The following is a 21,333-nucleotide window of genomic DNA, read 5'->3' on the forward strand; positions in this document are numbered from 1 at the left end:
GTTTTCCCCCTTTGGTCGCAAATCAGCCCTTAAGCGGGCAAAATCGGTGCGACTTCGGTTGAAGGTGTGATAGCGCTTCCCTATAATCGCGCAAGATTTGTGCAGGTTGCCTTGGTTTGTCTAGCTATTAGCTGGTCGAGGTATTGGTTTTTATCAGTGAGGCTGGGCCGGTATGCAGCGATACGAAACCCAGCGTCGAAAAGCCTACATCGTTCGGCTCACGATCGCGCAACTGATGATCACCTTCGTTGGTATGTTGGCCGCCTATCTAGTCGCCGATTTAGAAGGCGTGTCATCGGTTTTTAAAGGGGCGCTGGTAGCCTTATTACCGCACGCCTTTTTTATCAAACGAATGGGGGTTTTACGCGCGAGTAGCCCTTCAAAGGCAGCGATGCGCCTGTTTCGCGCCGAGGCAGGCAAGTTTGGTTTGACGGTGGCACTGTTTGTTGCAGTGTTCGTGGCAGCGCCCCCCTCAAACCCTACTTTCTTTTTTTATGCTTATGTTGCAGTTGTTCTAACGCATTGGCTTACGCCTTGGTTAATGCCAAAAAACGCTAATGCCTAGAAAATTGCACAACTGATTGAGGTGACACATCCATGGCCGCAGGAAACGAAGTCTCAACGACTTACTATATCCAGCACCACTTGCAGAATTTGACCTTTGGCAATCATCCTGAGAACGGCTGGTCGCTGGCGCATTCAGCAGAAGAAGCAAGTGAAATGGGCTTTTGGGCCATTCACCTGGATACCATGGGCTGGTCGATTGCCATGGGGTTGCTGTTTATCTGGATTTTCCGCAAAGCGGGCAAAATGGCCACCACGGGAGTACCCAGTGGTCTGCAAAATGCCGTTGAGATGGTCGTAGAGTTTGTCGAGGACATGATCAAGGGGACATTTAAAGGGCATAACCCGATCATCGCCCCCCTCGCGTTGACGTTGTTCGTGTGGATTCTGTTCATGAACACGCTCAAAATTATTCCGGTCGACTACTTCCCCGTGCTGTTCAGCAAGCTGGGCGTGGACTACATGAAAATTGTCCCCACCACCGATGTGAACGCCACGCTGGGTTTGGCATTAGGGGTATTCGGACTGATCCTTTACTACAGCTTTAAGGTTAAAGGCGTGGGTGGTTTCGCCAAAGAGCTGTCATTGACCCCGTTTAACCACTGGGCGCTGATTCCCTTTAACCTCCTGCTGGAAATTGTCGCGCTGCTGGTTAAACCGTTTAGTTTGGCGATGCGTCTGTTCGGCAACATGTTTGCCGGCGAAGTGATCTTTATTTTGATCGCCATGCTGCCGTTCTGGGCTATCTGGGTGCTGGATGTGCCGTGGGCCATTTTCCATATTTTGATCGTCGTACTACAAGCTTTCATCTTTACAGTGCTGTCCGTGGTGTATCTAAGCGCTGCACACGAGCATCACTAATCCGAGCAATGCTTGAAACACATTAACCCTTAACCTCAACCCTCGACCTTTAACTTGAAAAACTAGGAGCATTACCATGGAACTTATCTACATTGCCGCTTCCATCATGATCGGTCTCGGCGCTCTAGGTACCGGCATTGGCTTCGCTATTTTGGGTGGTAAGCTGCTGGAATCTACAGCGCGTCAGCCTGAACTGGGCGACCAGCTGCAAACCAAAACCTTCCTAATGGCAGGTCTGTTGGATGCCGTTCCGATGATCGGTGTTGGTATCGCAATGTACCTGATCTTCGTTGTTGCCGGTTAATGACAGCTCAGCCGAGCGTTAAGCGCTCGGTTTTGTTTCACTCCGGTCGCCACGAACTTGTCAGAGGTACATTCCTGTGAATATCAACATGACGCTAATCGGGCAGACGATCGCCTTCGCGATCTTTGTCTGGTTTTGCTTAAAGTATGTGTGGCCTCCGATCAGCAACGCGCTTCATGAGCGTCAGAAAAAAATTGCTGATGGCTTGGATGCAGCCAGCCGTGCTAACCGTGATCTTGAGCTTGCTCAAGAGCGGGCGGAGCAGACGCTGCGCGAAAGCAAGGAGCAAGCTTCTCAGATTCTTGAGCAGGCCAACAAACGCTCTGCCCAGATAGTTGAAGAAGCCCGCGAACAGGCCCGCGCCGAAGGCGAACGCCTAGTAGCGAGTGCACGTTCCGAGATTGAGCAAGAAGTGAATCGCGCTAAGGATGAACTTCGTGCCCAGGTCTCTTATCTCGCCGTTATGGGTGCCGAGCGTGTTCTTGAAGCGTCGGTCGACGAACAAGCCCATCGCAAGTTACTCGATGAGCTTGCTGCTGAACTGTAAGGAGGTGAACCATGGCGGAATTACTTACCGTCGCTCGTCCTTACGCTAAGGCAGCGTTTGAATACGCGCGTGATCATGAGGCGCTTGATAGCTGGTCACAAGCGCTGAGTTTTTTAAGTGTTGCGGTAGCAGATGACGTCGTGCGCCATCGGCTAAGCAGTCCCAAATTAGACAGCGAGCAAAAAGTGTCGCTGCTTGTCGAGCTTATTCCTGAGCAACAGGATGAGGCTTTACAGCGATTTTTGACTGTTTTGGCTGACCAGGGCCGCCTGATGGCGTTGGCCTCCATTGCTGATCAGTTCGAGCACCTGCGTGCTGAACACGAGCAGCGGGTTGAAGTGAACGTCACCTCTGCTTACAAGTTAGATAGTAAGCAGAAGACCAAACTAGCGAACGCGCTTAAGAAACGTCTGAATCGCGAAATCTCTATTACTACTCAGGTGGACAAGTCGCTTATTGGCGGTGTCATCCTGCGTGCTGGCGATACCGTTATTGACGGCTCCGTACGTGGTCGATTGAACCGCCTTTCCGAAGCGCTAACCGCTTGAGTCTGAGGGACATGGCATGCAGCAACTGAATCCTTCCGAGATCAGCGACATCATCAAGCAGCGAATTGAAAAGCTTGACGTCGCATCCGAAGCCCATAATCAGGGCACCATCGTCACCGTTTCCGACGGTATCGTGAAAATTCACGGCCTCGAAGACGCGATGTTTGGTGAAATGATCGAATTCCCCAACAGCATCTTTGGCATGGTACTCAACCTGGAGCGTGACTCCGTGGGTGCCGTAGTGCTGGGTGACTACCTGCAGCTCGAAGAGGGCATGACCGCCAAGTGTACCGGTCGTATTCTCGAAGTGCCGGTAGGCCCTGAGCTGATTGGTCGTGTGGTCGATGCGCTGGGTAACCCCATTGATGGTAAAGGCGACATTAACACCACCATGACCGACGCCGTTGAGAAAGTGGCGCCGGGCGTTATTACCCGTCAGTCCGTCGATGAGCCGATTCAAACCGGTCTGAAATCGATCGATGCCATGGTGCCGATCGGTCGTGGTCAGCGTGAGCTGATCATCGGTGACCGTCAAATCGGTAAGTCCGCCATTGCCATTGATGCGATCATCAACCAGAAAGGCAAAGGCGTGACCTGTGTCTACGTGGCGATTGGCCAGAAGCAGTCGACCATTGCCAACGTGGTACGCAAGCTTGAAGAGCACGGCGCCATGGAGCACACCATCGTCGTCGCCGCTGGCGCTGCCGATCCGGCTCCCATGCAGTTCCTGGCCGCTTACTCTGGCTGCACCATGGGCGAATACTTCCGCGACCGCGGCGAGAACGCGCTGATTGTGTATGACGACCTCTCCAAGCAGGCCGTCGCCTACCGCCAGGTATCGCTGCTGCTGCGTCGCCCGCCGGGTCGTGAAGCCTATCCTGGTGACGTGTTCTATCTCCACTCGCGTCTACTTGAGCGTGCTGCACGAGTTAATGTCGACTACGTTGAGAAGTTCACCAACGGCGAAGTGAAAGGCAAAACCGGTTCCTTGACCGCGCTGCCGATCATCGAAACCCAGGGCGGCGACGTCTCCGCGTTTGTACCGACCAACGTGATCTCGATCACCGATGGTCAGATCTTCCTGGAAACCAACCTGTTTAACTCGGGTATTCGTCCGGCGATTAACGCCGGTCTATCGGTTTCTCGTGTAGGTGGTTCGGCGCAGACCAAAATCATCAAGAAGCTCGGCGGTAGTGTCCGTCTGGCGCTGGCTCAGTACCGTGAACTGGCGGCGTTCTCGCAGTTTGCCTCTGATCTTGACGAAGCCACGCGTAAGCAGCTTGAGCACGGCCAACGTGTCACCGAGCTGATGAAGCAGAACCAGTACTCGCCGATGTCGATCGCTGAAATGGCGCTGTCGCTGTATGCCGCCAACGAAGGCTTCCTGGATGATGTCGAAGTGAACAAGGTGCTGGACTTCGAGCGTGCCTTGCACGACTACATGAAGTCTGAGCACGCTGATCTACTCGACAAGATCAACCAGAGCGGCGACTACAATGGTGAGATTCAAGACAGCTTGAAGTCGGGTCTCGAGAAGTTCAAGGCGACTCAGAGCTGGTAATGTTTAGCCCGTCTGTGATGGACGGGTTTGCATGCTTTCTGAGAGCCACGAACGAAGGGTAGATCGCTATGGCAGCTGCAAAAGAGATACGCACCCAGATCGGGAGCATTAAAAATACGCAGAAGATCACCAGCGCCATGGAAATGGTGGCTGCATCTAAAATGCGTAAAGCGCAAGATCTGATGAGAGCTAGTCAGCCTTACGCTAAGCAGATCCGCAATGTGGTCGGCCACATTGCCGATGCGAACCCCGAGTACAGGCACGACTATATGGTCGAGCGTAGCGAGGTTAAGCGCGTTGGTTACATTGTGGTCTCTACAGACCGTGGTCTGTGCGGTGGCTTGAACCACAACCTCTTCAAAGCCTTGCTCAAACAGGCCAGCGAGTGGAAAAAGCAGGGCGCAGAGCAGGATTTTTGCGCTTTGGGCGCTAAGGCCAGCACCTTTTTCCGCAACTACGGTGGCAATTTGGTGGCGGCGAAGAGTGGTTTAGGCGAAGCCCCGACCGTTGAAGGTCTGATTGGCAGTATTAAGGTCATGCTCGAAGCGTACGATGAAGGACGTCTCGACCGGCTTTACGTGGTGCACAACGAGTTTGTTAACACCATGACCCAAAAGCCAGTGGTTCGTCAGCTTCTTCCGCTGTCGCCTGATATGGGCGCAGACGCTGAGCAAGACGACGAAAACGCCCGTCCCGGAAGCTGGGACTACCTGTATGAACCGGATGCCAAGGCGTTGCTCGATAGCCTGCTGGTTCGTTTCATCGAATCGCAGGTGTATCAGGCGGTAGTGGAAAACGGCGCTTGTGAACAAGCCGCCCGAATGATCGCTATGAAAAGTGCCACTGACAACGCAGGCGGCCTTATCGACGATCTGGAGATGGTCTACAACAAGGCCCGTCAGGCCGCCATCACCCAGGAAATTTCTGAGATCGTCGGCGGCGCTGCTGCCGTATAACGCCTAGGGAGTCGACTATTTAAGCGACTCCCGGCAGACAGGTTTCATTTGCAGGTTTTAGAGAGGAACCAAGATGAGCGGACGTATCGTACAAATCATCGGCGCGGTGATTGACGTAGAGTTTCCGCGGGACTCTGTGCCCAAGGTCTACGACGCGCTGAAGGTCTCCGATGTTGGGACCATCCTCGAAGTCCAGCAGCAGCTGGGCGACGGCGTGGTGCGCACCATCGCCATGGGCTCCACTGAGGGCTTGAAGCGTGGCATGGACGTGACCAGCACAGGTGCCGCCATTTCCGTACCGGTAGGTAAGGAAACGCTGGGCCGTATTATGAACGTACTCGGCGAACCGATCGACGAAGCGGGACCGATCGGTGAGCAAGAGCGTATGCCGATCCACCGTAAAGCACCGAGCTATGCCGACCAAGCAGCTTCTAACGAGCTGCTGGAAACCGGTATCAAGGTTATCGACTTGGTCTGCCCGTTCGCTAAGGGTGGTAAAGTTGGCCTATTCGGCGGCGCCGGTGTCGGTAAGACCGTTAACATGATGGAGCTTATCCGCAACATCGCCACCGAGCACAGTGGCTACTCTGTATTCGCCGGTGTTGGTGAGCGTACGCGTGAGGGTAACGACTTCTATCACGAAATGACTGAATCCAACGTTATCGATAAGGTATCGCTGGTTTATGGTCAGATGAACGAGCCTCCGGGTAACCGTCTGCGCGTAGCGTTGACCGGCCTGACCATTGCCGAGAAATTCCGTGATGAAGGCCGCGACGTTCTACTGTTCGTCGATAACATCTACCGTTACACCCTGGCGGGTACCGAAGTATCGGCACTTTTGGGTCGTATGCCATCAGCGGTAGGTTATCAGCCTACGCTGGCTGAAGAGATGGGCGTTCTGCAGGAGCGTATTACCTCGACGAAAACCGGCTCAATCACCTCCGTACAGGCCGTTTACGTACCTGCGGATGACTTGACCGACCCGTCGCCGGCGACCACCTTCTCGCACCTGGATGCTACCGTGGTATTGGCACGTTCTATCGCCGAGCTGGGTATCTATCCGGCGATCGATCCGTTGGACTCCACCTCACGTCAGTTGGATCCGCTGGTCGTCGGTGAAGAGCACTACGCCACCGCTCGTGGTGTGCAGAACGTTCTTCAACGCTACAAAGAGCTTAAGGATATTATCGCCATTCTGGGTATGGACGAGCTGTCTGACGAAGACAAGTTGGCCGTTTCCCGGGCGCGTAAAATCCAGCGCTTCTTGTCGCAGCCGTTCTTCGTGGCCGAAGTATTTACCGGTTCACCAGGTAAGTATGTCTCACTGAAAGACACCATCAGTGGCTTCCAGGGCATTCTTGCTGGCGAATACGACGATATGCCGGAACAGGCCTTCTATATGGTCGGCTCCATCGACGAAGCCGTCGAGAAAGCCAACCAGATGAAGAAGTAATCCCGTCCATTAGGGGGATTCGCTATGGCGAATAGCTTTACTTGCAATATCGTCAGCGCTGAAGCATCGATCTTCTCAGGTACCGTTGAGCAGGTGATTGCTTCCGGGATTATAGGTGACCTGGGTGTTTTGCCGGGTCACGCCCCGCTGCTGACCGAGCTTCAGCCGGGTCCGGTACGCGTGATTCACGATGGCGGCAAGGAAGAGAACTTCTTTGTCTCGGGGGGCTTCATGGAAGTCCAGCCGAATGTCGTGACGATTCTGGCCGACTCTGCATCACGTGCCAGCGACCTCAACGAGGCCGCTGCCGAAGAAGCGCGTCAGCAGGCGCTGAGAGCCTTTAATGAGAAGTCATCGGAGCTCGATTATACTCGTGCTGCCGCTGAACTTGCCGAAGCCGTTGCACAGCTGCGAACGATTCAGCAGCTGCGTAAAAAGGCGGGTAAAGGCTAACACTCACGCACTTGGCGTGTGTCCAACGCCCCTTAAACCCGCTACCAGGGTTTAAGGGGCGTTTTTTTGTTTGGCAGTCAAATAAGTAAGTATGATGAGTTTGGTCAGTAGAATGGGCTGGGTGATGGATTAGCTCGGCAGCACGACGCTTGTAAGCGCAAGGGGGGAGAATCATGGCACTGAATGATGAAAGCCTACAGGAATTAAAAGCCGAGCTGCTCGACGAGTTGGGCAAGGAAGTGCCCAGTAAATCGGTGCTCTCTTTGCGATTGGCCGAAACCCGCTCTGCGGATATCGGTGAAGTGCTCGAAGAGATGATCGAGGATGACGAAGAGCTGCCTGCGGCGCTCGCCCTTCTGGATATTCTTTCTGCGGAACGGGCAGCCAATGTGCTGGGCTATTTGCCTGGGGAGAGCCAGCTCGAGGTGGTAGGAAAGCTGGATGACAGCCAGGTTCTCAAGCTGCTCGAAGAAATGGGGTCGGACGAACGTGCCGATCTGTTCAATCTTCTCAACGAAGACCGTCGTGAGGCACTGCTGCGTCGCATGGCTCACCGCGAGCGAGAAGACCTGAAGCGGCTTGCCAGCTACGAAGAGGGTACCGCCGGCGCCATCATGACCTCTGACTATGTCTCCATAGCCAGTGGCATGACGGTGTCGCAGGCGATGATGAGGGTACGCCAGACCGCTCCCGACGCGGAAACGGTCTATCAGCTGTATATCCTGGATAGCGACGGACAACTGATCGGTACCATGTCGCTGCGTCAGCTTATGGTGGCACGCCCCGGCGCCATTGTTGATGACATTATGATCAAGGATGTCATCAGTACACGGGTTGATAGTGCCCAGGAAGATGTCGCCCGTATTGTGGCGAAGTATGACTTGTTGGCGCTGCCAGTGATCGATGCCGATGAACGCATGGTCGGTATAGTGACCCACGATGACGCGATGGATGTCGCTGAATCCGAGGCGACAGAGGATTTCCACAAGGGGATGTCGATCGGCCAACTGGAAGATGGCGTAAGCCGTGTGAAGCTCTGGAGCCTCTACCGTAAGCGCGTGTTCTGGCTGGTACTGCTGGTCTTTGCCAATCTGTTTTCGGGGGCCGGGATTGCCTATTTTGAAGAGACCATTGCCGCCCAGGTAGCGCTGGTATTCTTTTTACCGTTATTGATCGGTAGTGGCGGTAACGCCGGGGCTCAGGCAGCCACGTTGATGGTGCGCGGCATGGCGACCGGTGACGTTGGCGTCAAAGATTGGGGCAAACTACTGGGCCGCGAGCTACTTGTCGCCGGGTCACTGGGTATCACCATGGCCATCGCGGTAACGCCTATTGGCATTATGCGCGGGGGAGAAGAGCTGGCAATGGTGGTCGCCTTGAGCATGGTGACCATCGTGCTGTTTGGCAGCCTGTTGGGGATGTGCCTGCCGTTCGTACTCGAGCGCTTTAAGGTCGACCCTGCCACGGCATCGGCACCGCTGGTGACCACGCTTATTGATGCTTCCGGGGTGGTGATCTACTTCAGCATCGCCACACTGCTGTTGACAGGGTTATAAGAGGAAACAACCAGCGGGTAGAGGCTCTAGCGCATCGAGCTACTGGCGGCGCGGGTGATAAACAGCACCTCGACGTGGCCGAGCCACTCGATATCGCTAGCCAGCGCTTTTAGTTGGCTAGCGAGGCACTGGGGCGGCTGATGCACTGCGTCATCAATGATCAATGATACCGACACCTTATCGTCCAAGTAGTGCAACTGGAGCTCGTTCAGGGTGCGCCACACAGGGTGCTTGTACCAGCGTGCATCCAGGGCAGCCTCTACTTCAGGGCGGAGTGGAAGGCCGGGAAGGCGGCTAGGATCACCCGCCCCGGCGTCGTCTTCGGGGTCAACGTGGAATATCACATCGGTGAGTGCGGGAAACTCATGGCGTAGGCGACGGCTGACTTCATTACCTATTTCGTGGGCTTCCGACACGGTAATCTTCGGCCCGACCACCACGTGTAGGTCGACCATTACCCAGCCGGCGGATTGCCTGGTACGCAGATCGTGAACACTATCCACACCCGGAACGCTGCAGGCAACATCGTGCATCTGATCCTGTACGTCCTCTGGTAGCGCGGTATCCACCAATTCCCGCGCCGACTCCCACAGCAAGTCCAAACCTACCTTGCCGACTAATAAACCCACAATGATGGCGGCCACGGCATCCAGCCAACCCAAACCAAACTGGGCGCCCACCAAGGCTACTAACACCACGGCAGTGGATAATGCATCACTGCGCGAGTGCCAGGCGTTGGCTTCGAGTAACTTTGACTTTACCCGCTTGGCAACCCGCATGGTGTAGCGAAAAATCCACTCTTTGCTAAACAGCGCGATGACAGTAATCACGATTGCCAGCGCGCCAGGGGCGTTAACGTCGGCGCCGCTAAACAGGCGATCCAGGCTCGACCAGGCAATCGCGCCAGCCACGAAAATCAGTACGCTTCCCAGCAGCAGGGTCGTCAGGGTTTCGATACGGCCGTGGCCGTAGTGGTGGTCTTTATCGGGCTCCTGACGCCCATAGTGAATGGCCGCCAGGACAAAGCCGTCGGTGACTAAGTCTGATAGGGAGTGAATGCCGTCGGCAATCAACGCCGCTGAGCCGACCATAAAACCGATCGCGACTTTGACGATGCTCAACAGGGCATCCAGCCATGCTCCGATGTAGGTAACGCGCTTGGCCTCTTGGCTAAGTCGCGCTTGGTCGTGAACCACTGGCGTATCGATGGTCTGAGTCATGGGTACCTTGCAAGGACGCACGCATTCAATAGACGCCTATTGTAGCGCACTCCTTATATCCTCTATAGCCTCCACTGCTTTCAGGCTGTGAAACGATACCTTTGTGTGTCAGTGGTGGCTAGTCTCAGCAAAGGCAATGGCGGACAACGAATAGGTGGATGTGTATCCTTAAGCGCCATTGCAACCATTAAATTGTTTCTATGCACAGGATTTTTTTATGGATTGGCTCCAGGTGGTGGTGTTAGCGGTTGTTCAGGGAGTGTCAGAATTTTTACCCGTTTCAAGCTCTGCCCACCTAATCTTGGTGCCTGTGCTGACAGAGTGGCAAGATCAAGGCCTAGCCTTTGATGTTGCCCTACATTTAGGCAGCCTCTCCGCGGTGATTATCTATTTCCGGCAGGAAATTTGGCAGATGGTCATTAGCAGCTTGGCTGCGCTTAGCGGCAAAGGAGTGAACGAAGACGCACGACTGGCTTTATGGGTGACGTTAGCAACCATCCCGGTGGGGCTTATTGGTTTACTACTGCACGATGTTATTTCTCATTTGATGCGCTCTACGCTGATTATCGGCTTCAGTTTAATTGGTTTCGGGCTATTGTTGGGGTATGCCGATTGGCGTAAAGAGGGGACGCGCAGCGAGTACCAACTGCGTTTGAAGGATGTGCTGATTATTGGCGGTGCCCAGGCGCTAGCACTCATCCCAGGAACCTCGCGCTCGGGGATTACCATTACCGCGGCGCTGATGGTGGGCATGAACCGAGAAGGCGCCTCGCGCTTCTCTTTCTTACTATCAATCCCGGTGATTGTGCTGGCAGGTGGCCTAGAAGCAGTAGGGCTGTTTAGCGCTCCACAGTCGATTGATTGGATCGCGATGTTGGCGGGCACCTTGTTATCGGGAATAAGCGCGTATTTGTGTATTCACTACTTTCTGGTGGTTATAAAAAAATTGGGAATGCAGCCCTTTGTGATTTATCGCGTGCTGTTCGGCGCCTGGCTGCTGTGGTTCTTTTATTTTTAGGATAAAGCAACGATGAAAAAGGCTGTTGAACGCACAGCAAGGTGGGGACGTGCACTGATCGTAACGGGCTCACTGCTGGGCTTGGGGTTAGGCGTGGCAGGCTGCTCAGAGAGTGATCGACCGCTGGAACCACCGGTACGCTTTGATGGCAATATTTTCGGCACCTTCTACCAGGTGACCATTATGGATCCGCTTACTCAGGGCGAGTCTCTTGAATTGGAAGAGGGCTTTAAAGCAGAGCTGGAGAGCGTTGATCAGGCGATGTCGACCTACCGGGATGACTCGGAGCTGATCGCCTTCAACGAAGCGCCTTTAGATGAGTGGCAGCCGCTCTCCAATGAGCTTATTGACGTGCTTGCGATTAGCCAATCCGTCGCGGAAGCCAGCCACGGCGCTTTTGATATTACTGTAGGCGACCTGGTCAATTTATGGAGCTTTGGCCCCGGTGCACGGCCTGAAACCGTCCCTTCTGACGATGCCCTGTCCGAGGAGCTTGCCCAGGTAGGCATTGATGCGCTAGAAATCGACACCCAAAATATGCAGGCGCGGCGTACCCGCGATGTGTTTGTCGACCTTTCCGGCGTGGCCAAAGGCCATGGAACTGACCGCGTAGCTGCTTACCTGGAACAGCAGGGGCTGGAGCACTACTTAGTCAATATTGGAGGAGAACTGATCGCCCGCGGCCTGCGTGATGAGGAAGAACAAACGCCCTGGCAGGTTGGCATTGAGGTGCCTGAAAATGGCCAGCAGCGTGCTCAGCATATTATCCCGTTAGAGAGTATGTCGGTGGCCACCTCGGGTGATTACCGCAACTATTTTGAAGTGGATGGCCAGCGCTTTTCCCACACCATTGATCCGCGCACGGGGCGGCCGGTGACCCACCAGCTTGCCTCGGTGTCTGTTTTCCATCCCTCCAATGCCTGGGCAGATGCCTGGGCGACGGCGCTACTGGTGGTTGGCGAACAGGAGGCGATGCAACTGGCCATTGAGAATAACCTTAAAGTGCTTTTGCTCGTGCGTGATGGCGAGCAGTGGCGCAGCATTGCTAGCCCGGAATTTGTTAATTATTTTGGGGAAACACTGGTTAATGAGTTGGGCATTGAACAACGACGAGCCCCAGCGACCAACAGCCCCGCCACAGACAGCCCGGCGCCCGCTGACCCATCAGTAATAGGTGAATAGTATGCAAGAACTGGATATTGTCATTCTCGCCGCGGGTAAAGGCACGCGGATGCGTTCACAAATTCCTAAAGTGCTGCATCCCTTGGCCGGCAAGCCAATGGTGCAGCACGTGCTGGATACCGCTTCAGGGTTGCAGCCGGATCGCACCCATGTCGTTATTGGTCATGGCGCTGACCAACTGCGCGAAGTGCTGGCAGAAAAGCCTGTAAAGTTTGCCGTTCAGGCCGAGCAGAAGGGCACCGGACACGCGGTGGCGCAAGCGCTCGAGCAGTTAGGGAGCGGTAAGGTGTTAATCCTTTACGGCGATGTACCGCTGCTGCAGCGGGAATCCCTGAGCGAGCTGTTGGCCCATGTGGATGAGCAGCACATGGGGCTGTTGACGGTAACGCTAGCTGACCCCTCGGGCTATGGGCGAATTGTGCGTGACGACGCAGGCGAAGCAGTGGCGATTGTTGAGCAAAAAGATGCCAGCAGTGCCGAGCTTGCGATTACCGAATGCAATACCGGTATTATGGCCATGACGAGTGCCCAGCTTAAACGCTGGTTACCGCAGCTCTCCGCAGAAAATGCCCAGGGTGAGTACTACCTGACCGATGTAATTGCCATGGCCGCAGCGGAAGGCATCAAGGTATGCACTGCCCAACCGGCCTCCGCCGTTGAAGTGGAAGGGGTTAATAATCGAGCGCAAATGGCTCGCTTGGAGCGCGTTTATCAACGCCAGTTGGCCGATAAGTTAATGGCACAAGGAGTGGCACTTGCCGACCCCGAACGGCTCGATGTGCGCGGACGTTTGACCTGCGGTCACGATGTGTTTATCGACGTGGGTTGTGTATTTGAAGGCGAGGTGGAACTAGGCGAGGGTGTGCGCATTGGCCCCTACTGCGTGATCAAAAACAGCACCATTGGTGCAGAGAGCGTGATAGAGCCCCACAGCGTGATAGACGGCACCGTGGCAGCTGGTCTGAACCAGGTTGGCCCCTTTGCGCGACTTCGCCCCGGCACGCGGCTAGCAGTAAAAGCCAAGGTGGGCAATTTCGTTGAAACCAAAAACGCCGATGTTGGTGAGGGCAGTAAGATTAATCACTTAAGCTACGTCGGTGATGCCCGATTGGGGCGTGACGTGAACGTGGGGGCAGGCACGATCACCTGTAACTACGACGGCGCTAACAAGCACCACACCGATATTGGTGATAACGCCTTCATCGGCTCGAACACCGCCTTGGTCGCACCTGTTTCAGTAGGCAAAGGCGCTACCATAGGGGCTGGGTCTACGATTGCTAAAGATGTCACCGACTATGCGTTGGCCGTTACGCGAGGCCGTCAGCTAGAAAAAATTGATTGGCTGCGTCCCAGTAAAGTGACAAAGCCATAGGGCGGGAAGGAAGCAATTAAAGAGGGCTCTTGAGTCAGTCCTTAAAACAGCGCTTAAAATCGTTTTTAAATGGTGCTAAGAATCATTAAAAAGACGTATTTAGAATCAATGGTCGTCGTTCTACCGTTCAGCGGGTTGGTCGAGTAGCGTTTGTGAAGAGCTCTGGTTAATAAACTAGGAGAGTGATTATGTGTGGCATTGTAGCCGCCGTTGCCCAGCGCAACGTCCAAGAAATTCTATTAGAAGGACTAAAACGCCTGGAATATCGCGGCTACGATTCAGCCGGTATGACGGTGTTCAACGACGGCGTATTAACCCGCCATCGTGCGCTTGGAAAAGTGGCGGCGCTTACCGCTCAATTGGATAAGGCCGCGCTACCGGGTTTTTCGGGTATCGCGCATACCCGCTGGGCAACCCACGGTAAACCCTCTGAGGCCAATGCGCACCCGCACCACAGTAGCGATCAGGTTGCCGTTGTGCATAACGGTATCATTGAGAACTACGAGGCTATAAAAGAGAGCCTCCAGCGCAGTGGCTATGCGTTTAGCTCAGAAACCGACACCGAAGTAATTGCTCACTTACTCTCCGAAAAGCTGGCTGATGGGCTCAGCCTGTTTGATGCTACCCAGCAGATCGTTAACGGCTTAGGCGGCGCCTACGCACTGGGCGTAATGTGTGCTCAAGAACCTGGCGTGGTGGTTGGCGCGCGCCAAGGTAGTCCGCTGGTGGTCGGTGTGGGGATTAATGAGGCCTTTTTAGCCTCTGACCCGCTGGCGCTGCTGCCGGTCACAGATCGTTTTATTTACCTTGAAGAGGGCGATTTGGTCGAGCTGCGCGAGCAGGGTGTCATTCGCATAGTGGATCGCCACGGTAACGACGTCGAGCGCCCTATCCATACCTTTGAGCACGGCGATGGCGCGGCCAGTAAGGGCGATTACCGCCACTATATGCTCAAAGAGATTTTCGAGCAGCCAACGGTGATTGAGGCGGCACTAGAGGGGCGGCTGAGCGCTCAAAGCGTGTTAATAGAGAGCTTTGGCCCCGATGCGCTGGCACTTTTCCAGCGCACTCGCCACGTGCATATCATTGCCTGCGGCACCAGCTACCATGCGGGGCTGGTGGCGCGCTATTGGCTGGAGCGCTATGCGGGGGTGCCGGTGCAGGTCGAGGTGGCCTCTGAATATCGCTACCGCCACCCGGTCGTGCCCGAAGGCACGCTGTTTGTCACCCTCTCCCAGTCCGGCGAAACCGCCGATACCCTGGCCGCGTTACGCTTTGCTAAAACCCTCAATTATGTGGGCTCGCTGGCGATTTGTAACGTGCCCGGTAGTTCGCTGGTGCGGGAGTCGGATATGTCTCTGATGACCCGCGCGGGCCCTGAAATTGGCGTGGCCTCTACCAAAGCCTTTACTACCCAGTTAGTGGCGTTAATGCTGCTGACGCTTTCGGTCAGTAAAGCCAAAAATCAGGTTGAGTATCCGGATATTATCGCTGCGCTGCGCACGTTGCCGGAGGTGTGTCAGCGGGTGTTGGCGTTGGATAGCCAGATCGAAATACTTTCCCAAGCGTTTGCAGAGAAACATCATGCGCTCTTCTTGGGGCGCGGAGCTCACTATCCGATTGCCCTTGAAGGGGCGTTAAAGCTCAAAGAGATTTCCTATATTCATGCCGAGGCGTATCCCGCAGGGGAGTTAAAGCATGGCCCGCTGGCGCTAGTGGATAGCGAAATGCCAGTGATATCGGTCGCTCCCAACGATGATCTGCTTGAAAAGCTAAAATCCAACCTTCAGGAAGTCCGTGCCCGCGGCGGCAAACTGTTTGTGTTCGCCGATGAAAGCGTGGGTATCGACGTTCAGGAAGATATTCGTGTGCTGACCCTGCCACACGTGCACGAAGCGCTGGCGCCGCTGCTATATACCCTGCCGCTACAGCTATTGAGTTACCACGTGGCCGTGCTCAAAGGTACCGATGTTGACCAGCCGCGTAATCTGGCCAAGAGCGTGACGGTGGAGTGACGATGACGCCAAACCTTGTGAGTAGTTGAACTAATAAAAACGCTTTACGAGATGCGGCAATAAGTCGCATCTTATGCGCAACCGTTGCGTTGCAGCATGTCATTAGGGTGCTTATGATCGTGGCGGTCTTTTTCCCTTCTGATTGGATAACATCGCCATGAAACCACCAAACGTCCACGTAACCCGGCATTATGCTAGCCGGGTCGCTTGGTTGTTGCTCGCCTGCACGCTTTTTGTCTTTCCTTCCCTCTCTTATGCCGCCGCTGGGCCCCTTGATCTTACTCTTTCGCTTGCCGGTATCTCTTCTGTCGTGATCTTCGTGCTCGCCTATGCGTTGGTGATGAGTGAAGAGCTACTGCATATGCGTAAGTCTAAGCCGGTGCTGGTTGCGGCAGGGCTTATCTGGGCGCTAGTGGCCTGGGTCTATGTACAAGCGGGGATGCCGGAAGAGGCGGAAACCGCCTTCCGTGAAACACTGCTTGAATACGCTGAGCTACTGCTGTTTTTGCTGGTGGCAATGACCTATATCAACGCCATGGAAGAGCGTCGGGTATTTGATGCGCTACGTTCTTGGCTAGTGCGTAAAGGCTTCAGCTATCGCTCCTTGTTCTGGATTACCGGTGTCATGGCATTCGGTATTTCGGCGATTGCCAACAATATGACCACCGCCATGCTGATGTGCGCCGTGGTACTCAAAGTGGCCGAGGGTGATAATAAGTTTATCGGCCTTTGCTGTGTCAATGTGGTGGTAGCTTCTAACGCGGGTGGTGCTTTTAGCCCATTTGGCGATATCACCACGCTGATGGTGTGGCAGGCGGGCCAAGTACCATTTGAAGGCTTCTTCGCGCTGCTGCTTCCGGCGGTGGTTAATTTCATGGTGCCTGCGGTTATCATGAATTTCTTTATCGTCAATCGTCAGCCTGCTTCGCTTAAAGAGAATGTCTGGCTCAAGCGCGGCGCACGGCGAATTATCGTACTGTTTTTGATTACCGTGGCCATCTCGGTACTGTGCCATTCTATCCTCTACTTACCGCCTGCCATGGGCATGATGTTTGGTTTAGGCCTGCTGCAGTTCTTTGGTTACTACCTACGCCGCAGCCTGCCGCGTTCGCTTGAACGCAAGCGTGAGCGCTACTCCCGCCGGGGCGATTGGAAGAAGCTGGAGCAGCTGGGTAGCGTGGTTCCCTTCGATATTTTCAGCCGTATCGCTCGTTCCGAGTGGGATACGCTGCTGTTCTTCTACGGGGTTGTAATGTGTGTGGGAGGCCTTGGCTTTATGGGCTACCTCAGCCTGCTTTCCGAAACGCTCTACGGCAGTTGGAACCCAGTGTGGGCGAACGTGGTGCTGGGGCTTATCTCGGCAGTCGTGGACAACATCCCGGTGATGTTCGCAGTACTTTCCATGGCCCCGGATATGACGGAGGGTAACTGGCTGTTGATTACCTTAACCGCAGGCGTGGGGGGTAGTTTGCTCTCTATGGGCTCAGCCGCGGGGGTTGCCCTTATGGGGCAGGCGCGAGGTATTTATACCTTTGCCGTACACCTTCGCTGGGTACCGGCAATATTGCTGGGCTATGCCGCCAGCATTGCGACGCATCTTTGGATTAACGGCGCGTTGTTTTAAACGCTGTATAGCAAACTGAAAACGCCCCTCACTGAGTAACCAGTGAGGGGCGTTTCTAGATGTAAATTAAATGGGTTAACGATCAGTCGTTATAGATCGTGGCCAGTTATGACTTGGCAAATATCAGCGAAGCTTTTCGCCATAGGCACCGGGTTGATTTCTTTACCTACCGCGCTCTGTATATCACTGGCTGAGATAATGCCGCGAATTCTAAGTTCGTGGTTATCGTTTTGCTCTGTGATTAACAGGTGTTGATCGGTCACGGCTTCCATCGATAGCACCAGATCCTCAATGGTCAGCGATGCCAGCTGGGTGATGGTCATGGCGCTAAGCTTGTGCCACGGGGTCATGATCATTTCAGCGGTCACTTCTTCGCGGCTGAGGTTACGCTGCTGCATGGCGATGTTGATACGCCGCGTACCAATCACTTCTTTTGAGTTAATAATTCCGATGCAGTGCGCTTGGTGATCCATCACGAACAGCAGTCTTACACCGCTATAACGCATCTTGAGATGCGCCTCGTCGATAGGCGTGTCGGCATCAACGGATTGAGGCATGACTTGGGAAAAGTCGGTCAGTACCGTCATCGCTGGGCTAGTAGGCAGTAGCCGCCGCGCAGTTGGCTTGGCTAGCAGTGGTGCTGAGCCTAGTTGAATTAAGGGTTTAGGTGAAAAAGTCACTTGGTTCATCAGGGTACCTCCATGTGGAGAAAAGAGGGAGCCGTGGGTGTCTGGCTCGCCTTGCACCTCCACAGTTGCACGCAATTCTTATCGCAACCTTAAGAGACTCATAAAACTCAGTTTAGCAAGAAAAGAGGGTGCTACTCCTCTTTTAGGCGCTGTAAAACAATACGCACACGCAATCCCCCACTGGGGGCATCATCAAGCTGAAGGGTGCCGCCATGGCGTGTGACCAGCCGCTCAACGATGGAAAGTCCTAATCCTGAACCAGCACTGGGGCCCGAGCGTTGAAAGCGCTCAACCACTTTTTTGCGTTCATTGATTGGTATCCCCGGGCCTTGGTCATCCACCGTTAATTGAAAGCTTTGTGGCGTCGTCGCTAGGGTGATGCTGATGACACTATGGTTAGGCGAGTGTTGGATAGCATTACCGACCAGATTCTGTACCAGGGTTTCAATGGCACCGGGCTCTTCTAATATCGACCAATCTGCCTGCTCATCTGCATTTAACAGTAGCTGCTGTTCGCGCTCAGCGGCCAGCGGCGAAAGCTTGGCCAGGGTCTCACGCACTTCACTAAGCAACTGGCTAGTGCGGTATTCAGGCTGCGACTCCTCTTCAGGCTCCAGACGAGCCAGCGTTAAGAGTTGGGTAACCAAGCGCGTGGCCCGTGCAACGCCGCCGCGAAGGTGACTGAGCGCCTCCTGACGATCTTCAAGATTGTCGGCAGTCAGGGCATTCTGGGCGTGTAGATCAAGCACTGCTAACGGGGTACGTAATTCATGCGCGGCATCGGCAATAAAGCGCTTTTCACGCACGCGCATTATGCGGATTCGCTCTAACAGCCGGTTGAGCGCACCGGCGATAGTATCTAGTTCCTGGGGCAGTGGGCTGAGGGTGAGGGGCTGTAAATTATGCGGATCACGATTGCGAATTTGCTCGGCCATGCGCAACAGTGGTACCAAGCCCCAGCCAATCGACCACCACAGCAGGGCGGTGAGTAGCGGCAGGCCAATCAGGTCGGGCAGTAACGTGCGCAATGCTACCGCCCTGATCAGCTCCCCGCGAACGTCTTCGCGCTCGCTAACCACAATCCGCTGTATGGAGTTGGGGATGTCGAGTACATAAATGCGCCATTGGATCTCATCAATAGACTGACTAGTGAAACCCAAAGGGAGATCGGCCAACGGCGACTCAGGGGCATTAGCTGAGCGCAACAGGAGGCGGTTCCGTTCCCATAGCTGAAAGCCCAGCTGGCTATCCGCCCGGTAACCTGCAAAGCGTCGATCAGATCTCGCCGTTTTGCCTAGAGCGCTTTCTAGGCTGTTGAGCAGTACTCCCCGGGCCTCATCTGGCAGCGGTGCTTGCAACAAGCCTTCTAATAAGCGCGCATTTTGCTCAAGACTGGCATCGTACAGTGCTTCAATTTCATGGGCAGCGTAGCGATAGCTGATAAAGCCAATCACCAGCATGCTAATGCCAAACACCAGCAGCGCTAGCCCCAGAGTGCGTTGGCGGATAGAGGTCATGAGTGCTGATCCTGATCCGTTTTATCCATTACGTAACCAATGCCGCGTAGTGTGCGAATCAGGTGAGGAAAGAACTTTCGCCGAAGGTGGTGCACATGTACTTCAATGGCATTGCTTTCTACATCTTCATCCCAGCCATAGACCAAGCGCGTTAGGGTATCGCGGGTGAACACTCGCCCAGGGTGACTCATAAACTCTTGCAGCAGGGTTAATTCCCGTCGTGATAACACCACGGGTTTCCCCTGGTAGCTAACCTGCATGGTTAACGGATCAAGGCGAATACCTCGGCACTCTAGGGCGCTGTTTACCTGGTCACTGCTACGTCTCAACAAGGCTCTCAGGCGGGCTTTTAATTCAGCGACCTCAAACGGCTTGGTTAAATAATCATCGGCACCTGCATCCAACCCGGCGATACGTTCATCGACGGCATCGCGAGCGGTTAATACCAAAATGGGCACGCGATTGCCCAGCCGCCGCACGGCTTCCAGTACCTGCATACCATCCATACGCGGTAGCCCCAGATCGAGAATGACCGCATCAAAAGGTTCACCTTCCTTTAACGCGGCCAAGGCGCTAACGCCATCACTCAGGTGATCCACCGTGAAATTCTCGGGCTTTAATGCCAAGCGAATGCCCGAGGCTAAGCTCGGATCGTCTTCTACCAACAATATACGCATGACGGGATGGTTACTCCTTTAAATCATTCGCTGCCATTAACCTTTGAAATAAGCACGGATAAGGGTGGCGTGCAAAGGCTTAGGCCGTCAGGATGAGGTTATAAATTGTAGGCTAATAACGTAGCACGCTTTATTACTTCTTCGGAGCTCGGCATTTGATTGATCAGCCATGACGTCTAGTGACCCCTCAAATAGCCCAGAGGTAGTACTTTGCCCGCCAGCACGGCGTCGCGAGGCACTGCTGCAGCTGGCTGCTGCTCATGACCCTGAACAGCAAGCTGCACTGAGCGCTGCCGTAAAGGCAATGTACAATCAACCAGATGTCCAGTGGGATGGGCTATGGATAACTATTGAGGCAGGCCAGTTAGTGAGCGCCATCTGGGTACAACCTCTGCCCATGAATATGGCGCAGCTATGGTTACCCAAGCCGTTGCCCAGCGAACAGGGTGTGCATACTAGCGCGCTATTGCGTGCGGCCAATGCATGGGTAGAAGCCCACAATATTCGCTTGTGCCACTTGGAGCTGTCATCCCAGGCGCCCGTATCAGAAGCGCTGCTACGTGAGCATGGCATGCAGCGTTTGGCTTGCTTGGATCATTTAACCGGCAGTAGCCGCTACCGCTTAGCGATGAATGAAGCGCTGCCGCTTTCACTGCAGCCGCTTTGCGAGTTTTCTTGGGCGGAACAGCTGAATCTGCTGGCCGCAGTGGGTCAGGGTTCGCTGGATAGCCGACCCCTGCGCGACGTACTCTCAGTGGAAGAGTTATTGAATGGGTTTTATCAGCAGGATCCCCAAGCGCCACAGCACTGGTACGCAGTGGGCTATCACGAGGCTGTGGTGGGTGTGCTACTGCTTGCGCCGCGCCCTGCGCTAGGCCGTTGGGAGCTAATGTTAATGGGACTAACACCGAATTGGCGTGGCAAAGGCTTGGGGCGCTCGTTGTTAAATAAAGGCCTCGCGCTTGCCCAGCAGGCTGGCGTGCAGGAGGTCACGCTGGCGGTAGATGACATAAATTTACCGGCTAAACGGCTTTACCAGCAGGCGGGTTTCATACGCTATGCGCAGCAACGTTTATTCGCCTGGAAAGGCAGTGGTGAGAGGAGGAGTTTGCCAAATTAAGCTGCCAATAGTAGTCAACGGTTGAATAGGCGCGCTTAGTAGCATTTTCTTGCGCTTTGCGTTGCCGTTATACTAGTCCTATATGCACGTCTTGGC

20 protein-coding genes are annotated in these 21,333 nt (G+C 54.5%); 16 read left to right on the forward strand and 4 right to left on the reverse strand.

The genetic code is table 11. The features are described from left to right. Nucleotides 1-172 precede the first annotated feature (172 nt). The 10 genes from HALA3H3_RS08060 to mgtE all read left to right on the forward strand — a co-directional run bounded on the left by HALA3H3_RS08060 (nucleotide 173) and on the right by mgtE (nucleotide 8,803). Complete coding sequence (locus HALA3H3_RS08060; protein WP_022521050.1) at nucleotides 173-565, forward strand: ATP synthase subunit I; 393 nt, start codon at nucleotides 173-175, stop codon at nucleotides 563-565. 32 nt (nucleotides 566-597) lie between these two features. Next, a complete protein-coding gene (gene atpB, locus HALA3H3_RS08065) occupies nucleotides 598-1,425 on the forward strand; it encodes a F0F1 ATP synthase subunit A (RefSeq protein ID WP_009286341.1) in 828 nt (275 codons plus the stop codon). Nucleotides 1,426-1,501: 76 nt separating this feature from the next. Further along, nucleotides 1,502-1,729 carry a F0F1 ATP synthase subunit C gene (gene atpE, locus HALA3H3_RS08070; protein ID WP_022521051.1) on the forward strand — a complete coding sequence of 76 codons (228 nt, stop codon included), beginning with the start codon at nucleotides 1,502-1,504 and terminating at the stop codon, nucleotides 1,727-1,729. A gap of 76 nt (nucleotides 1,730-1,805) precedes the next feature. Next, the gene (locus HALA3H3_RS08075; RefSeq protein WP_022521052.1) at nucleotides 1,806-2,276 is read left to right on the forward strand and encodes a F0F1 ATP synthase subunit B; all 471 of its coding nucleotides are present in this window, start codon (nucleotides 1,806-1,808) and stop codon (nucleotides 2,274-2,276) included. An 11-nt stretch (nucleotides 2,277-2,287) separates the two neighbouring features. Next, a complete protein-coding gene (locus tag HALA3H3_RS08080) occupies nucleotides 2,288-2,824 on the forward strand; it encodes a F0F1 ATP synthase subunit delta (RefSeq protein WP_022521053.1) in 537 nt (178 codons plus the stop codon). Between the two features lie 16 nt (nucleotides 2,825-2,840). Further along, nucleotides 2,841-4,385 (forward strand): F0F1 ATP synthase subunit alpha, encoded by a 1,545-nt coding sequence (atpA, locus tag HALA3H3_RS08085; RefSeq protein ID WP_009286340.1) that lies wholly within the window; start codon nucleotides 2,841-2,843, stop codon nucleotides 4,383-4,385. A 68-nt stretch (nucleotides 4,386-4,453) separates the two neighbouring features. After that, nucleotides 4,454-5,341, forward strand: coding sequence for a F0F1 ATP synthase subunit gamma (gene atpG / locus HALA3H3_RS08090; protein ID WP_009286339.1), 888 nt, complete (start codon nucleotides 4,454-4,456; stop codon nucleotides 5,339-5,341). 73 nt (nucleotides 5,342-5,414) lie between these two features. Continuing rightward, the gene (gene atpD / locus HALA3H3_RS08095; RefSeq protein WP_022521054.1) at nucleotides 5,415-6,794 is read left to right on the forward strand and encodes a F0F1 ATP synthase subunit beta; all 1,380 of its coding nucleotides are present in this window, start codon (nucleotides 5,415-5,417) and stop codon (nucleotides 6,792-6,794) included. Nucleotides 6,795-6,818: 24 nt separating this feature from the next. Continuing rightward, on the forward strand, nucleotides 6,819-7,247 hold the full coding sequence (locus HALA3H3_RS08100; RefSeq protein ID WP_022521055.1) for a F0F1 ATP synthase subunit epsilon: 429 nt from the start codon (nucleotides 6,819-6,821) through the stop codon (nucleotides 7,245-7,247). Nucleotides 7,248-7,420: 173 nt separating this feature from the next. After that, nucleotides 7,421-8,803 (forward strand): magnesium transporter, encoded by a 1,383-nt coding sequence (gene mgtE, locus HALA3H3_RS08105; protein ID WP_009286337.1) that lies wholly within the window; start codon nucleotides 7,421-7,423, stop codon nucleotides 8,801-8,803. A 26-nt stretch (nucleotides 8,804-8,829) separates the two neighbouring features. On the opposite strand, the gene HALA3H3_RS08110 is transcribed toward mgtE, so the two are convergent. After that, nucleotides 8,830-10,023 carry a cation diffusion facilitator family transporter gene (locus HALA3H3_RS08110; RefSeq protein WP_022521056.1) on the reverse strand — a complete coding sequence of 398 codons (1,194 nt, stop codon included), beginning with the start codon at nucleotides 10,021-10,023 and terminating at the stop codon, nucleotides 8,830-8,832. Between the two features lie 217 nt (nucleotides 10,024-10,240). Between HALA3H3_RS08110 and HALA3H3_RS08115 the strand changes: the two genes are divergently transcribed. The 5 genes from HALA3H3_RS08115 to nhaD all read left to right on the forward strand — a co-directional run bounded on the left by HALA3H3_RS08115 (nucleotide 10,241) and on the right by nhaD (nucleotide 17,234). Then, nucleotides 10,241-11,041: an undecaprenyl-diphosphate phosphatase gene (locus HALA3H3_RS08115; protein ID WP_022521057.1), complete on the forward strand. Its 801-nt coding sequence runs from the start codon at nucleotides 10,241-10,243 to the stop codon at nucleotides 11,039-11,041. Between the two features lie 12 nt (nucleotides 11,042-11,053). After that, on the forward strand, nucleotides 11,054-12,223 hold the full coding sequence (locus tag HALA3H3_RS08120; protein ID WP_022521058.1) for an FAD:protein FMN transferase: 1,170 nt from the start codon (nucleotides 11,054-11,056) through the stop codon (nucleotides 12,221-12,223). A gap of 1 nt (nucleotide 12,224) precedes the next feature. Then, nucleotides 12,225-13,595 carry a bifunctional UDP-N-acetylglucosamine diphosphorylase/glucosamine-1-phosphate N-acetyltransferase GlmU gene (gene glmU / locus HALA3H3_RS08125; RefSeq protein ID WP_022521059.1) on the forward strand — a complete coding sequence of 457 codons (1,371 nt, stop codon included), beginning with the start codon at nucleotides 12,225-12,227 and terminating at the stop codon, nucleotides 13,593-13,595. A 188-nt stretch (nucleotides 13,596-13,783) separates the two neighbouring features. Beyond that, nucleotides 13,784-15,610 carry a glutamine--fructose-6-phosphate transaminase (isomerizing) gene (glmS, locus tag HALA3H3_RS08130; protein ID WP_022521060.1) on the forward strand — a complete coding sequence of 609 codons (1,827 nt, stop codon included), beginning with the start codon at nucleotides 13,784-13,786 and terminating at the stop codon, nucleotides 15,608-15,610. 157 nt (nucleotides 15,611-15,767) lie between these two features. Beyond that, nucleotides 15,768-17,234 carry a sodium:proton antiporter NhaD gene (gene nhaD / locus HALA3H3_RS08135; protein WP_022521061.1) on the forward strand — a complete coding sequence of 489 codons (1,467 nt, stop codon included), beginning with the start codon at nucleotides 15,768-15,770 and terminating at the stop codon, nucleotides 17,232-17,234. 89 nt (nucleotides 17,235-17,323) lie between these two features. On the opposite strand, the gene HALA3H3_RS08140 is transcribed toward nhaD, so the two are convergent. The 3 genes from HALA3H3_RS08140 to HALA3H3_RS08150 all read right to left on the reverse strand — a co-directional run bounded on the left by HALA3H3_RS08140 (nucleotide 17,324) and on the right by HALA3H3_RS08150 (nucleotide 20,117). Then, nucleotides 17,324-17,923 carry a CBS domain-containing protein gene (locus HALA3H3_RS08140; RefSeq protein WP_022521062.1) on the reverse strand — a complete coding sequence of 200 codons (600 nt, stop codon included), beginning with the start codon at nucleotides 17,921-17,923 and terminating at the stop codon, nucleotides 17,324-17,326. A 131-nt stretch (nucleotides 17,924-18,054) separates the two neighbouring features. Then, complete coding sequence (locus tag HALA3H3_RS08145; RefSeq protein ID WP_022521063.1) at nucleotides 18,055-19,440, reverse strand: ATP-binding protein; 1,386 nt, start codon at nucleotides 19,438-19,440, stop codon at nucleotides 18,055-18,057. Further along, a complete protein-coding gene (locus HALA3H3_RS08150) occupies nucleotides 19,437-20,117 on the reverse strand; it encodes a response regulator transcription factor (protein ID WP_022521064.1) in 681 nt (226 codons plus the stop codon). Before HALA3H3_RS08150 ends, HALA3H3_RS08145 begins: the two co-directional genes overlap by 4 nt. Nucleotides 20,118-20,286: 169 nt before the next feature. Here HALA3H3_RS08150 and HALA3H3_RS08155 point away from each other — a divergent pair, with 169 nt between their 5' ends. Then, nucleotides 20,287-21,237, forward strand: a complete 951-nt coding sequence (locus tag HALA3H3_RS08155; RefSeq protein WP_022521065.1) for a GNAT family N-acetyltransferase — start codon at nucleotides 20,287-20,289, stop codon at nucleotides 21,235-21,237. Nucleotides 21,238-21,333 lie beyond the last annotated feature (96 nt).

It is taken from the genome of Halomonas sp. A3H3 (assembly GCF_000982975.1).
Lineage (GTDB): Bacteria > Pseudomonadota > Gammaproteobacteria > Pseudomonadales > Halomonadaceae > Vreelandella > Vreelandella titanicae.

Bases quoted from the DNA above. Each gene is read 5' to 3' on its own strand.
- HALA3H3_RS08060 (WP_022521050.1), top strand. From the start codon at position 173: ATGCAGCGATACGAAACCCAGCGTCGAAAAGCCTACATCGTTCGGCTC.
- atpB (WP_009286341.1), top strand. From the start codon at position 598: ATGGCCGCAGGAAACGAAGTCTCAACGACTTACTATATCCAGCACCAC.
- atpE (WP_022521051.1), top strand. From the start codon at position 1,502: ATGGAACTTATCTACATTGCCGCTTCCATCATGATCGGTCTCGGCGCT.
- HALA3H3_RS08080 (WP_022521053.1), top strand. From the start codon at position 2,288: ATGGCGGAATTACTTACCGTCGCTCGTCCTTACGCTAAGGCAGCGTTT.
- atpA (WP_009286340.1), top strand. From the start codon at position 2,841: ATGCAGCAACTGAATCCTTCCGAGATCAGCGACATCATCAAGCAGCGA.
- atpG (WP_009286339.1), top strand. From the start codon at position 4,454: ATGGCAGCTGCAAAAGAGATACGCACCCAGATCGGGAGCATTAAAAAT.
- atpD (WP_022521054.1), top strand. From the start codon at position 5,415: ATGAGCGGACGTATCGTACAAATCATCGGCGCGGTGATTGACGTAGAG.
- HALA3H3_RS08100 (WP_022521055.1), top strand. From the start codon at position 6,819: ATGGCGAATAGCTTTACTTGCAATATCGTCAGCGCTGAAGCATCGATC.
- mgtE (WP_009286337.1), top strand. From the start codon at position 7,421: ATGGCACTGAATGATGAAAGCCTACAGGAATTAAAAGCCGAGCTGCTC.
- HALA3H3_RS08110 (WP_022521056.1), bottom strand. From the start codon at position 10,023: ATGACTCAGACCATCGATACGCCAGTGGTTCACGACCAAGCGCGACTT.
- HALA3H3_RS08115 (WP_022521057.1), top strand. From the start codon at position 10,241: ATGGATTGGCTCCAGGTGGTGGTGTTAGCGGTTGTTCAGGGAGTGTCA.
- HALA3H3_RS08120 (WP_022521058.1), top strand. From the start codon at position 11,054: ATGAAAAAGGCTGTTGAACGCACAGCAAGGTGGGGACGTGCACTGATC.
- glmU (WP_022521059.1), top strand. From the start codon at position 12,225: ATGCAAGAACTGGATATTGTCATTCTCGCCGCGGGTAAAGGCACGCGG.
- glmS (WP_022521060.1), top strand. From the start codon at position 13,784: ATGTGTGGCATTGTAGCCGCCGTTGCCCAGCGCAACGTCCAAGAAATT.
- nhaD (WP_022521061.1), top strand. From the start codon at position 15,768: ATGAAACCACCAAACGTCCACGTAACCCGGCATTATGCTAGCCGGGTC.
- HALA3H3_RS08140 (WP_022521062.1), bottom strand. From the start codon at position 17,923: ATGAACCAAGTGACTTTTTCACCTAAACCCTTAATTCAACTAGGCTCA.
- HALA3H3_RS08145 (WP_022521063.1), bottom strand. From the start codon at position 19,440: ATGACCTCTATCCGCCAACGCACTCTGGGGCTAGCGCTGCTGGTGTTT.
- HALA3H3_RS08150 (WP_022521064.1), bottom strand. From the start codon at position 20,117: ATGCGTATATTGTTGGTAGAAGACGATCCGAGCTTAGCCTCGGGCATT.
- HALA3H3_RS08155 (WP_022521065.1), top strand. From the start codon at position 20,287: ATGACGTCTAGTGACCCCTCAAATAGCCCAGAGGTAGTACTTTGCCCG.